The sequence below is a fragment of the Candidatus Paraluminiphilus aquimaris genome, from assembly GCF_026230195.1.
GTDB lineage: Bacteria > Pseudomonadota > Gammaproteobacteria > Pseudomonadales > Halieaceae > Luminiphilus > Luminiphilus aquimaris.
Map to the genome: position 1 here is coordinate 1,827,112 of NZ_CP036501.1, position 12,618 is coordinate 1,839,729.

General features: G+C 54.2%; 12 protein-coding genes. All 12 read left to right on the plus strand.

Translation table 11 applies throughout. The features are described from left to right. The first annotated feature begins 130 nt into the window (after positions 1 to 130). The 12 genes from leuC to E0F26_RS08365 are packed head-to-tail and all read left to right on the plus strand — an operon-like array spanning position 131 to position 12,615. Entirely contained in the window at positions 131 to 1,558 is a 1,428-nt protein-coding gene (gene leuC, locus E0F26_RS08310; protein WP_279243214.1) for a 3-isopropylmalate dehydratase large subunit, read from the plus strand. 3 nt (positions 1,559 to 1,561) lie between these two features. Continuing rightward, positions 1,562 to 2,212 carry a 3-isopropylmalate dehydratase small subunit gene (gene leuD, locus E0F26_RS08315; RefSeq protein ID WP_279241202.1) on the plus strand — a complete coding sequence of 217 codons (651 nt, stop codon included), beginning with the start codon at positions 1,562 to 1,564 and terminating at the stop codon, positions 2,210 to 2,212. Further along, positions 2,209 to 3,294 (plus strand): 3-isopropylmalate dehydrogenase, encoded by a 1,086-nt coding sequence (gene leuB / locus E0F26_RS08320; RefSeq protein ID WP_279241203.1) that lies wholly within the window; start codon positions 2,209 to 2,211, stop codon positions 3,292 to 3,294. The genes leuD and leuB overlap by 4 nt, the downstream gene beginning before the upstream one ends. A gap of 15 nt (positions 3,295 to 3,309) precedes the next feature. Further along, a complete protein-coding gene (locus E0F26_RS08325; RefSeq protein ID WP_279241204.1) occupies positions 3,310 to 4,329 on the plus strand; it encodes an aspartate-semialdehyde dehydrogenase in 1,020 nt (339 codons plus the stop codon). A gap of 52 nt (positions 4,330 to 4,381) precedes the next feature. Further along, complete coding sequence (locus tag E0F26_RS08330) at positions 4,382 to 6,313, plus strand: motility hub landmark protein FimV (RefSeq protein ID WP_279241205.1); 1,932 nt, start codon at positions 4,382 to 4,384, stop codon at positions 6,311 to 6,313. 5 nt (positions 6,314 to 6,318) lie between these two features. Further along, positions 6,319 to 7,149 carry a tRNA pseudouridine(38-40) synthase TruA gene (truA, locus tag E0F26_RS08335; RefSeq protein WP_279241206.1) on the plus strand — a complete coding sequence of 277 codons (831 nt, stop codon included), beginning with the start codon at positions 6,319 to 6,321 and terminating at the stop codon, positions 7,147 to 7,149. A gap of 29 nt (positions 7,150 to 7,178) precedes the next feature. Continuing rightward, positions 7,179 to 7,808 carry a phosphoribosylanthranilate isomerase gene (locus tag E0F26_RS08340; protein WP_279241207.1) on the plus strand — a complete coding sequence of 210 codons (630 nt, stop codon included), beginning with the start codon at positions 7,179 to 7,181 and terminating at the stop codon, positions 7,806 to 7,808. Beyond that, entirely contained in the window at positions 7,805 to 9,034 is a 1,230-nt protein-coding gene (gene trpB, locus E0F26_RS08345; protein WP_279241208.1) for a tryptophan synthase subunit beta, read from the plus strand. The genes E0F26_RS08340 and trpB overlap by 4 nt, the downstream gene beginning before the upstream one ends. Next, entirely contained in the window at positions 9,034 to 9,858 is an 825-nt protein-coding gene (trpA, locus tag E0F26_RS08350) for a tryptophan synthase subunit alpha (protein ID WP_279241209.1), read from the plus strand. Before trpB ends, trpA begins: the two co-directional genes overlap by 1 nt. Positions 9,859 to 9,905: 47 nt before the next feature. After that, positions 9,906 to 10,772 (plus strand): acetyl-CoA carboxylase, carboxyltransferase subunit beta, encoded by an 867-nt coding sequence (gene accD, locus E0F26_RS08355; protein ID WP_279241210.1) that lies wholly within the window; start codon positions 9,906 to 9,908, stop codon positions 10,770 to 10,772. A 9-nt stretch (positions 10,773 to 10,781) separates the two neighbouring features. Then, positions 10,782 to 12,044, plus strand: a complete 1,263-nt coding sequence (locus E0F26_RS08360; protein WP_279241211.1) for a bifunctional folylpolyglutamate synthase/dihydrofolate synthase — start codon at positions 10,782 to 10,784, stop codon at positions 12,042 to 12,044. After that, positions 12,037 to 12,615, plus strand: coding sequence for an SPOR domain-containing protein (locus tag E0F26_RS08365; protein WP_279241212.1), 579 nt, complete (start codon positions 12,037 to 12,039; stop codon positions 12,613 to 12,615). Before E0F26_RS08360 ends, E0F26_RS08365 begins: the two co-directional genes overlap by 8 nt. Positions 12,616 to 12,618 lie beyond the last annotated feature (3 nt).

The following is a 12,618-nucleotide window of genomic DNA, read 5'->3' on the forward strand; positions in this document are numbered from 1 at the left end:
TATTTGCCCGGTCTCAAGGATCGGCAGATCCCAGCGCTTTATGATAGACTCCGCGCCGTTTGTGCCCCTCGGGCGTTTTCATGGAAGTAGCTGAGCAGTGGGGCTGCTCCACACGTTTACAAAGGATCTTATTATGGGACGCACGCTTTACGACAAGCTGTGGGATGCACACCTTGTTGATGAACGCGATGATGGCTCTGCGCTGATATACATCGATCGACACCTCATTCATGAAGTGACCTCACCACAGGCCTTTGAAGGGCTTCGGTTACAAAATCGACAACCTCGACGCTTGAATGCAAATGTTGCAGTCCCTGACCACAATGTCTCGACCGACCCGCACGAGCGCGCACTTAAGGGTTACTCGGGTGTCGCTGACGATACGAGCAGGCTGCAACTCGAGACGCTCAATGAGAACTGTGATGCTTTTAACATTCCGCTGATTGACCTCGCTGATCAGCGTCAGGGCATCGTGCATGTAATGGGTCCAGAGCAGGGTGCTACCTTGCCCGGTATGACTATTGTGTGTGGCGACTCGCATACCTCCACGCACGGCGCATTTGGTGCGTTGGCGCACGGCATCGGCACATCGGAGGTTGAGCACGTGCTTGCCACTCAATGCCTACTGACGAAAAAAATGAAGAACTTCCGTGTGCGAATAGAAGGCGAGATACAGCCGGGAGTCTCAGCAAAGGATCTTGCGCTCGCCGTCATTGGTCGAATTGGCACAGCAGGCGCCACGGGTTGCGCCGTAGAATTTGCGGGATCAGCCGTCACATCGTTATCGATGGAAGGCCGAATGACCCTTTGCAACATGGCCATCGAGGCAGGAGCTCGCGCTGGTATGGTCGGGGTTGACGACACCACACTCGCCTACGTCGAAGGACGTCCGATGGCGCCTAAGGGTGAACAATGGGCACAAGCTCGGGCGTATTGGGAGACACTGCACAGCGATGAGGGGGCTGTCTTCGATCACGAGGTTGTGTTGGATGCAGGTGATATCGGACCGCAAGTCACCTGGGGGACTTCTCCTGAAATGGTGACATCGATCACCGGGCGCGTGCCGAGTGGAGCCGATTTAAGTGATGAGACTGCTAAGAAGTCCTTGGCGAGGGCTTTGGAGTACATGGGGCTTGAAGAGGGCACTGCGCTTTCGGATGTGCCGGTGGATATGGTGTTTATTGGTTCGTGTACCAATGCACGGATTGAAGATATGCGTGCCGCCGCAGAAATTGTCCGCGGCCGGCAGAAAGCGGAAAACGTAGAACGCGTTTTGGTCGTACCCGGATCGGGTTTGGTTAAAGCTGAAGCAGAAGCCGAGGGGCTCGATAAGGTTTTCATTCAGGCGGGGATGGAGTGGCGTGCGCCGGGATGCTCAATGTGTCTTGCGATGAATGCTGACAAAGTAGAGCCAGGTAAACGATGTGCATCGACGTCGAATCGTAATTTTGAAGGGCGTCAGGGGTTCGGAGGACGGACACATCTCGTCAGTCCTGCGATGGCCGCCGCCGCGGCGATATCGGGGACCTTCACTCATCCTGCAGAGTTGGAGGGCTAAATAGTGCAAGCTTTTACCGTTCTTGAAGGTCTTGTTGTACCGCTCGATCGTGCAAATGTTGATACCGACCTCATCATTCCCAAACAGTTTTTGAAATCCATCAAGCGCACAGGCTTTGGTCCTAATTTGTTTGATGAGTTGCGTTACTTAGATCCTTATGACGAAACCAATCCAACCGGCTCGCGGCAGGTCAATCCTGATTTCACGCTTAATCAAGCTCGGTATAAAGGTGCGACGATACTGCTGGGGCGCGAAAACTTTGGCTGTGGGTCGAGTCGCGAGCACGCCGTCTGGGCTTTGGATCAGTTTGGCATCAAATGCGTCATTGCGCCGAGCTTTGCTGATATTTTTAAGAACAACGCTTTCAAAAGTGGTCTATTGCCCGTGGAACTGCCTGAAAGTGAAATCGATGCGTTGTTTGCGCGCATTGCGTCCGGCGAGACACTTCAGTTGAGAGTCGACTTGGTTCAAGAGCAAGTGTGGGTCGATTCGTCTCGCAGTGTGAGTTTCAGCGTAGATCCTTTCCGGCGTAACTGCTTGCTCGAGGGGCTCGACGACATCGGTATTACCCTGCAGCGTGAGGAGGCCATCTCGCGATTTGAGGCACAGCATAAAGAATCACAGCCTTGGCTTTTTAATGAGGTGAACTTGTGAAGCGACATCACGTCTTACTTTTGCCGGGCGACGGTATCGGTCCGGAGGTCGTCAATGAGGCGAGGCGCGTGATGGAGGCCGTTGCAACGTTGCATAGTTTTGGCCTTGATTTCTCCGTTGCAGACCTTGGTGGCGTTGCGATTGATCGCTGCGGTGATCCTTACCCTGAGGCCACAAGAGAGCTGGCCAGAGCCGCCGATGCGATTCTGCTTGGAGCAGTCGGTGGGCCGACTTGGGATGATTTACCCGCTCCTGATCGCCCCGAACGGGGTTTGCTCGCGATACGAGCAGACCTCGACCTATTCTGTAATTTGCGTCCTGCGCTTTTGTATCCGCAGTTGGCGGACGCGTCGAGCCTTAAGCCCGAATTAGTTGCAGGTCTTGATCTACTTATCGTGCGGGAGCTCACCGGCGGAATTTATTTTGGAGAGCCGCGTGGCATAGAGACCGACGACGTGGGCTTACGCCGGGGCTTCAATACAGATGTTTATAACGAGGATGAAATTCGGCGGATTGCGCATCTCGCCTTTCAGTTTGCTCGCAAGCGTGGAGGTCGCCTCTGCTCAGTGGACAAAGCTAACGTGCTTGAAGTCACCATGCTATGGCGTGAGATTGTGTCTGAGTTGGCCGACCAATACCCGGATGTGCAGCTGAGTCACATGTATGTTGACAACGCAGCTATGCAGTTGGTTCGGGAGCCTAAGCAGTTCGACGTGGTGCTCACAGGTAACTTGTTTGGCGATATTTTGTCCGATACGGCTGCGATGCTTACGGGTTCCATTGGCATGCTGCCATCGGCGTCACTGAATTCAGAGTCCCGAGGGCTTTACGAGCCGGTTCATGGCTCGGCGCCTGATATAGCCGGACAGGGCAAGTCGAATCCACTTGCGACAATCTTATCCGCTGCGATGCTTCTGCGTTATTCACTCGATGAGGATGCAGCAGCTCAGGCGATAGAGGGTGCAGTGGAGCGTGTACTCGATAGTGGATTGCGGACAGGTGACATTGCAGCGCCCGATGAGTCTGTGTGTACGACATCGGAGATGGGTGATGCGGTGGTGCGTGAGTTGAGAGCGGTATAGAGAGTTAGATTGAGTATGAAGACATATAATGTAGCAATTGTCGGCGCAACCGGCGCGGTCGGTGAGGTCTTACTCGAGCTGCTCGAGGAACGGGATTTTCCGGTGGACAAGCTGTTTTTGCTGGCCTCGCAGCGTTCTGCTGGGAGCACCCTGAGCTTTCGTGGCAAGCGAATTACGGTTCAAAATCTTGCAGAATTCGACTTCTCGCAGGTGCAAATAGGGCTTTTCTCTGCGGGCGGCTCGATTAGTGCGGAGTACGCACCCAAGGCCGCAGCGGCCGGTTGCGTCGTAATCGACAACACGTCGCACTTCCGGCGAGAAGCGGACATCCCACTCGTTGTTCCTGAAGTAAATAGTCACGCGATCGCACGGTTCGCTGATCGAAACATCATTGCTAATCCCAATTGTTCTACGATTCAGATGCTAGTGGCGCTTAAGCCCATTTACGACGCGGTTGGGATTTCTCGTATCAACGTGTCAACCTACCAAGCGGTTAGTGGCACAGGGAAGTCCGCGATAGAGGAGCTCGCCGCTCAGACGGCGCGTTTACTCAACGGGCAACCCGTGGAGTCAAAGGTCTATCCGAAGCAGATTGCGTTCAATGCGTTGCCGCATATTGATACGTTTCAGGATAATGGCTACACGCGGGAAGAGATGAAAATGGTGTGGGAGACACAGAAGATTTTTGAGGATGACACCATCGCGGTGAACCCCACCTGTGTTCGAATCCCTGTCTTCCATGGTCACTCTGAGGCTGTGCACATCGAAACGAACAGCCCAATAACCGCTGAGAAGGCTCGCGAGTTACTGGAGAATGCACCGGGTGTCTGCGTGATAGATACCCAAGAGGATGGTGGCTATCCCACCCCTGTTTCTGATGGCGCGGGTTCTGATCCGGTTTATGTTGGACGTATTCGCGAGGACATCAGTCATGAGATGGGCCTAAACCTCTGGGTGGTGTCAGATAATCTTCGCAAAGGTGCGGCGTTAAACTCTATCCAAATTGCTGAAGTATTGATTGAAAAATACCTCTGACAAAGACTCAACTTCCCGTTACCATCGAGACATCTTGGGGAACGGTAAGGTCATGACGAGTCGACGTTTTTATAGATTGTTTTCTGGCGGTTTGGGCCTGTTTTTGTCACAAACCGCATTGGCAATTGGCATAGGCGATATCGCCGTAGATTCCTACGTTAACGAGCCGCTCAGCGCTCGCATCGCTATATTAGATCCCAAAGACGTATCGGAGTCGGAAGTCATTGCTTCACTCGCCTCATTAGCTGACTTCGAGCGGCTGGATGTAGAACGCCACTATTCGCTTAGCTCACTGGTATTTGAGGCCGACATCGGCAGTTCCGAATCAGCGAATATTCGCGTCACGACCAAAGACCCAGTTCGTGAGCCATACCTGAACTTCCTCGTTGAGTTGAAGTGGCCTGAGGGAAGGGTGCTTCGGGAGTACACGGTTTTCCTGGATTTGCGCCCTGATCAGGTAGCACAGGTAAGACAGAGCGGAGGCGCGATCGCTCGCCGAACTCGCGCTGAAGAAAGGCTGGCACCGGGCACCTATCGCGTTGCGCCTAATGACACCCTCGGGGCAATCGCCGCGAAGTTTCGGGTTGACGACTTATCCATCGATCAAATGATGCTGGCGATTAAAGAGGCCAATGCAGGGAAGTTCTTGCGGGACAACATTAACGGCATCCGAGCGGGTGTCCTTTTGGATATCCCCACAAGTGTTAGCCCATCGCTAACGGCGGGTGAGGCGGCTCAGCAAGTAGTGGACCAATGGGTGGAGTGGAAAAATCCCGCAGCGCCGCGAGGGTTGCGGATTGTTGCGGATAACGAACTTGAGCGACCCGAAGAGGACATGCAGGTTCCCAGTGGCTCTCAGAGCATCGTCGCGGTTAATAGTCCGCCGGCGGTGTTGCCTGCTGGTGCCGCGTCTCCTGCTCCAACCCAAAATCCTGTCTCCAATGGCGATGTGGCAGATTTGGCGGCGATAGAGGCGCGTCTTGAAACGCTCAGCGAACAACTCATTGAGATCCGGAGTGTTGTGGCCGACAAGGATCAGCAGATCGCATCGCTCAAAGCTGAGCTGGCTGCGCGTCCCGTCATAGCATCCGAACAACCGAGTACAGCTGCCGACCAAGCCGCTGAGGCGGCGGAAGTCCAGTCCGACAGCAATGTCGTTTGGTGGGGACTTCTTGCCTTGGCGCTGGGTGCCGCGGGGTATCGCCTTCGTCACAGACTGAGCTCCTCGAGCGAGGCAGTTTCCGGCCATTACGGAGCTTCTGACGCTAAAAAGACCGATAACGCGCTCGATGAGCTACTACCGGTGCCTGCACAGAGCAGTAAATTGAACCCAAGAAGCGACTCTGAGGCATCAAAAGGCTACGGCGAGTCGCTTCTCACGGGCTATGCGGCCGACCAATCCCTGTCCGATGCCATTGCCGAGGCTGATATCTATGTGGCGTACGGTCGCCACCAACATGCGTTAGATACCTTGGAAGCAGCGTCTGCAGCGGAGCCAACTAACGCATCGGGTCTTTTAAAGATGCTCGAAATCTACATCAGCCTTGATCGGATCGAAGAGGCGCAAGGTTTGCTGCAAGCGATTGAGCAATCGGGAGACCGAGACGCGCTTTTAACAGCCACTGATCAGCTGTCTAACATAAGTGGCGTTCTGACAGGCGATTCAGCATCACAAGCGCTCGCCGCAGAGGTATCTCCGCCAGAGGTCGCTGTCGACTCAGAGGCCTCTCTTGATGTGGACATATCACTGGACATCGAATTTCAGGAAGCAGCGCAGCCCGAAAGCGTGACGCCTAAAGAGAGCGACGCTTCCAGTATGCTCGACACTGAAGAAGATCCCGCAGAGACAGCGCTTGACCTGGCGCGAGCGTATCTTGATATGGGCGATAAGACGGGAGCAAAGGAGCTACTTGAGACGGCTATTTCAATGGGGGATGACGCGCAGGTAGAGGTCGCGAAGCAACTGCTCGCGTCGATCGAGTAAGTTCCATGCTGTTCTCTGATATGCCCCTCGCGCCCAATACGAGGGTGGCACTGCGGGTGGAGTACCACGGCGGGGCTTTCAATGGTTGGCAGGCGCAAACCAAACTCGATGTTCCAACGGTTCAGGAGGCACTTGAGGCTGGTTTGTCCAAAATTGCTGCCGCGCCGGTAAAAACTTCATGCGCTGGTAGGACCGATACAGGCGTTCATGCATCGGGTCAGATCGTGCATTTTGATGACCCTGTAGGTCGAAGCTTGAAGTCATGGGTCTTTGGCACAAATAGCGAAACCCCTGATTCGATATCAATTCACTGGGCTGGCGATGTCGCCTCGGACTTCCATGCTCGCTTCAGTGCAACGTCACGGCGCTATCGCTACATCATCTGCAATACACCAACAAAGCCTGCGCAGCTAACGGGTTTAGTTTCCCCCTACAAACGACCATTGGACGCTGAGCTGATGAATCAGGCAGCGCAAATTCTTGTAGGTGAAAACGATTTCAGTGCCTTTCGTGCTGCGAGTTGCCAGTCATCAACACCTTGGCGAAATATGACTTCGCTGTCGGTCAGGCGCCGAGGGGACTTTGTCTGGGTTGACCTTGAGGCAAATGCCTTTTTGCATCACATGGTCAGGAACATCGTAGGTAGTCTCTTATTAGTCGGAGCGGGCTTGCGTGATGCGGTTTGGTTGTCAGACGTGTTTCATGGGAAAGACCGGACGGTAGCCGGTGACACCGCCGCTAGCGCAGGTTTATACCTTGTTGGTGTTAAGTACCCGAGAGAATTCAATATTCCTTTCGTGGCTGAGGCCCCCGCCTTCATGGCGCTCAGTATTTGATACACTAGCCCACTTTTGGGAAGACCAGCGTGCAAGTAAAGATTTGCGGTATTACAAGGACTGAAGATGCCGTCGCCGCCATCGAGAGCGGGGCCGATGCGGTTGGCCTTATTTTTTATCCAGGAAGTAAGCGCTTTATTAATCCCCCCTCGGCGGCCAACGTGATTGCCAACCTCTCGCCCTACACCACGGTCGTTGGTTTATTCGTTAACGCTGATGAGTCTCAAGTTAGAGAAGTTTTGGCCTGCTGCGCGTTGTCACAACTGCAATTTCACGGTGATGAGTCGCCCGATTTCTGTGCCTCCTTTGACAGGCCTTATGTGAAAAGTGTGCCCGTATCGGATACGAATCAAATGTCAGCTATTGTCGCGGCTCACACGGCTGCGCGGGCCTTCTTATTTGACACGCAGGTGCCGGGTGAGCACGGCGGAACGGGCAAAGCATTCGATTGGAGGCTTATGCCGGAAAAAAATATTGGACATCGTGTGTTAGCAGGCGGATTAGACGCGGAAAACGTCGCGGAAGCCATTAGAATAGCCAGCCCGGACGCCGTGGACGTCAGTAGCGGGGTGGAGCTCATGGCGGGTGTTAAAGACCACGACAAGATGCATCGATTTATACGAGCGGCTGTGCAAGCCGGCAAGGTAGCAAAGCAATGACAATAGATATCAATCCAGACCTGTATGCCCAGGTTCCAGACGAACATGGCCGATTTGGTGTTTATGGCGGTAAGTTTGTCGCTGAGACGCTCATGTCGGCGTTGGCGGAACTCGAGGCTCTGTACGACTCCTTGAAGGATGATCCCGTCTTTATCGAGGAGTTTGATACGGATTTAGCGCACTACGTGGGGCGTCCGTCACCCTTGTACGAGGCGGCGAGATGGTCAGATATGATCGGTGGCGCACGCATTTACCTAAAGCGTGAAGACTTGAACCACACGGGCGCTCACAAGGTAAACAATACGATCGGGCAAGCGCTCCTCGCGAAATACATGGGGAAGAAGCGCGTCATTGCAGAAACCGGTGCGGGTCAGCATGGTGTGGCGAGTGCAACGGTAGCCGCACGACTAGGCCTTGAGTGCCATGTCTTCATGGGCGAGGAAGATGTCCGTAGGCAAGCGCTGAACGTGTATCGAATGAAGCTTCTGGGTGCGACAGTTGTGCCCGTATCGTCGGGCTCCAAAACCCTGAAAGACGCAATGAATGAGGCATTGCGCGACTGGGTGACCAATGTCGACGACACCTTTTACATCATCGGGACAGTGGCTGGCCCACACCCTTACCCGATGCTCGTACGTGACTTTCAGAGTGTGATCGGTCGTGAAGCACGCGCCCAATCACTGGCGATGACCGGAAAATTGCCCGACGCACTTGTTGCTTGTGTTGGTGGTGGTTCCAACGCGATCGGCTTGTTCCATCCCTTCCTCGCGGATCAAGACGTAGCGATGTACGGCGTTGAGGCAGGCGGGAAAGGAGTTAGTACCGGCGAGCACGCGGCACCGTTGAGCGCAGGGATTCCGGGTGTGCTACACGGAAATCGGACCTATCTCATGCAAGATGAGAATGGCCAAATTATGCATACGCACTCGGTTTCAGCGGGGCTAGACTACCCCGGTGTAGGACCTGAGCACGCATGGTTGAAGGATATCGGTCGAGTGAATTATGTTGACGCGACTGACACCGAGGCACTTGCTGCCTTTCATCGAGTGACGCGCATCGAAGGCATTATGCCGGCGCTTGAGACCGCGCATGCGCTTGCCTATGCTGAAAAGCTGGCAGCGACCATGACGTCCGACCAGCACATTATTGTGAATCTCTCCGGCCGCGGTGATAAAGACATTTTGACCGTCGCTGAAATCGACGGTATCGAATTGGGGGCTAATTAATGTCTCGGCTGGCTCCGCTGTTTGAGAAACTGAAGCAAGAGGGGCGGCGTGCGGTGATTCCCTACCTCGTAGCGGGTGACCCTAACGAGGCGCTAACCGTTCCATTGATGCACGCTCTGGTTGATGCAGGAGCGGATATCATCGAGGTGGGTGTGCCTTTTTCGGATCCCATGTCTGAGGGGCCTACGATTCAAAAAGCACATGAGCGCGCGTTGGAGGGTGGAACCAGTCTCAAATCAACACTTGCGCTTGTTGAGGACTTTAGAAGCACCAATGCAACGACACCCCTGGTGCTAATGGGGTACGCAAATCCGTTAGAGCGTCAGGGCTACGCTTATGTTGCCGATGCCTGTGCTGACGCGGGTATCGATGGATTGATCACGGTTGATCTGCCGCCCGAGGAAGTTGCGGCAATGAACACTGAGCTTCAGCGACGTGAGCTCGACAACATTTTCCTTATATCGCCAACAACCAGTGACGAGCGCGTTGCCACTATTACACAGCAGGCTAGCGGTTTTATTTACTACGTGGCACTCAAAGGCGTTACCGGGGCGGGGAACCTCGACACGGCAGCCGTTGAGGCGCATCTTGCCATAATTCGTGCTCATTCAGATTTGCCTGTGGCGGTTGGCTTCGGAATTAAAGATGCTGAAACCGCCGCGACGGTCGCAGGCTGTGCTGATGCTGTCGTCGTCGGAAGTGCCATGGTTGACTGCATCGCAGCCCAGTACGCACGTGAGTCTGATCCGGCAGCGGCGACAGAAGCAGCGCATTCACTGATCTCAACGATAAGAACTGGCGTAAATTTGGCAACTTCCAAGTGAAACCGTCAACGACGTATACTGCGCGCTGAGTCGAGCAGGGGGCTTAAATGAGTTGGATCGATAAAATAATTCCGTCTGGTGTTAGGAAGGCGGATGCCGACCGACGTGCCAACGTACCAGAAGGCCTATGGCGCAAGTGCGCGAAGTGCGAGTCTGTGCTGTACCGCCCCGATTTGGAGCGAAACGCCGAGGTCTGTCCAAAGTGCGGTCACCACATGCGCATCACTGCGAGGCGTCGCTTGGATATATTTCTGGATGAGGCAGGCCGGACAGAGCTGTTTCCAGAGCTGGAAACGGTCGACCGTCTTAAGTTCAAAGACAAGAAGCGCTACCGCGATCGCCTTACAACGGCGCAAAAAAGCACGGGTGAAAAAGACGCGATCATTGCTTATCGCGGCGCATTGCACGGTCTTGATGTCGTAGCCGTTGCCTTCGAATTTAATTTTCATGGCGGTTCTATGGGCTACGCTGTTGGCGAGAAGTTCACTCGGGCGGCGGGCGTCGCGCTTGAAAACGGTATTCCTTTAGTCTGCTTTGCGGCTTCAGGCGGTGCTCGCATGCAGGAAGCGCTCATTTCTCTCATGCAAATGGCCAAAACCTCAGCGGTGATTGAGCGCATGAAGGCCGCAGGTGTGCCGTATGTTTCGGTGATGACGGACCCCATTTACGGTGGTGTTTCGGCTTCGCTCGCACTATTGGGTGATATCAATGTCGCAGAGCCCGACGCGCGCGCCGGATTTGCGGGACCGAATATCATTGAGCAAACCATCCGGCAGAAGCTACCAAGAGGATTCCAGCGTAGCGAGTTCCTGCTTGAGCATGGCGCCATTGATATGATCGTGCCTCGTGCAGAAATGAGAGACACGTTGGCAAGAGTGCTTTCAAAATTCACTAACGCGCAGTTAGCCTCTTAAGCATCAGGGGTGAAGGCAAAATCCCTCGAGGCTTGGCTTGCTGAACTGGAGCAGCGTCATCCTACGGCGATAGACCTAGGCTTAGACCGCTGCGGCGAGGTCGCAAGTCGACTTCACCTGTTGGTGTCCACTGCGACGACAATCACGGTTGCCGGAACGAACGGCAAGGGCAGTACCGTCGCGATGATGGAAGCCCTGCTATGCGAGCAAGGCGTGAGTTGTGGCGCCTTCACGTCACCTCACCTCATTAAGTACAACGAACGAATCCGCGTGAATGGTCTCGAGGTCGAAGACAGCCTTATCGTGCGCGCTTTTGAGGCGATCGAAGCGGCGCGCGGAGAGATTTCACTGACTTATTTTGAGTTTGGTGCTCTCGCAGCGCTGTGGGTGTTTAACGCGTTAGGGGTGGAGTACCAACTGCTCGAGGTGGGGTTGGGTGGCCGCTTAGACGCGGTCAATATCATTGATGCCGACGCCAGTGTGATTACAGCCATTGGTTTGGACCATCAGGAGTGGTTAGGCCATGACGTCGATACGATCGCGATTGAAAAATGCGGTATCGCCCGCGCCGGTAAGCCTTGTGTCGTAGCAGATCGCGCCGCACCCAAAACCGTAAACGAAAGCTTACAGCGGATTGGCGCGAAAGCGATCAGAGCGGGTGAGGCGTATCACTTTACCCAGGAGCTGTTTTCGGGATTCGAGGATCAGACGTTTTCATGGAAAATACCTGATGGCATGATTCCCTTAAACGCCGCGGCTGCCGTCGCAGCTTTACTTGCTGTGGGGGCGCGAGTCGATAGCGAGGTTTTTAAGGCTGCGTCTAAACGCCTCAGGCTACGGGGTAGAAGAGAGCACACAAGCGTTGACGAGCTAAGTGTGGTCATGGACGTGGCGCATAATCCAGACGCCTGTCACGAGCTGCACGGTTTTTTACAAAGGTTGCCAAAGGTGCACAACACGGTTGCCGTCTTTGCCGTCATGTCCGACAAAGACTGTCGTGATATGATCGCCGCGCTTGATGGGGACATTGATTTTTGGTGTTTACCGCATGGAGTGGGTGGCAAGCGTGGGCAAAGCCCGGATGAGCTTGTGGGCTACGTAAGGGGCAATGGTCAGGTGTTCGAAACCTTTAATGAGTCGTTAGAGTTTGCAATTGCGCGCTTGGCCGGCTCTGGACGACTTCTGATTTTTGGCTCTTTCTTCACAGTCGCTGCAGGCATTTCAAGCCTGAGAGAGTTAACAGTAACCAAGGTCGGTGCTGTCGATGGTTAAACAAAGGATCGTCGGCTTTATTGTATTAGGAGCGCTCGCGGTCATTTTTTGGCCAATTGTTTTCGTGTCTCCCGAACCGGAACAAGAGTTGGTATTGCCTATCTTTGAAATGCCGGAGCGGCCGGTAGTCGCGATGTCAGAACGAAGAGAGCCTGTGCTTGAGCGTGTAGACAGGTCGCGATTGCCCTCTATTGAGCGGACAGCTCCGAGCGAAGGGGTGGGGATTGATGAGGTGACCATTAATCCGTCTCTTGAGTTAATTGCGGCAGATACAGCGCCGCGGAGTCAGGATTCGTCGCGCCAGCGCGCCGATTTTGATGGTCAGGGCCTACCCATAAGCTGGGAGTTACAGGTGGCCACCCTGAGTGTTGCAACCCGCGCAGAAGAGATTGCAGCTGAACTCCGTAATAAAGGTCACAAAGCTTATGTATCCCCTGTTACTATAGGCACCCAGCAGCTGTTCAGAGTGCGAATTGGGCCAAATTTGCAGCGGCAACGGCTAATAGAGATTCAGCCTGATATCGATGCTTATTTCGGGGTGGAGTCAACGATCATTAAATTTGAGGTTTGAGCA

Excerpts from the sequence above, each read along its gene's own strand:
- E0F26_RS08325 (WP_279241204.1), top strand. The coding sequence starts at position 3,310 with ATGAAGACATATAATGTAGCAATTGTCGGCGCAACCGGCGCGGTCGGT.
- E0F26_RS08330 (WP_279241205.1), top strand. The coding sequence starts at position 4,382 with ATGACGAGTCGACGTTTTTATAGATTGTTTTCTGGCGGTTTGGGCCTG.
- truA (WP_279241206.1), top strand. The coding sequence starts at position 6,319 with ATGCTGTTCTCTGATATGCCCCTCGCGCCCAATACGAGGGTGGCACTG.
- trpB (WP_279241208.1), top strand. The coding sequence starts at position 7,805 with ATGACAATAGATATCAATCCAGACCTGTATGCCCAGGTTCCAGACGAA.
- trpA (WP_279241209.1), top strand. The coding sequence starts at position 9,034 with ATGTCTCGGCTGGCTCCGCTGTTTGAGAAACTGAAGCAAGAGGGGCGG.
- accD (WP_279241210.1), top strand. The coding sequence starts at position 9,906 with ATGAGTTGGATCGATAAAATAATTCCGTCTGGTGTTAGGAAGGCGGAT.
- E0F26_RS08365 (WP_279241212.1), top strand. The coding sequence starts at position 12,037 with ATGGTTAAACAAAGGATCGTCGGCTTTATTGTATTAGGAGCGCTCGCG.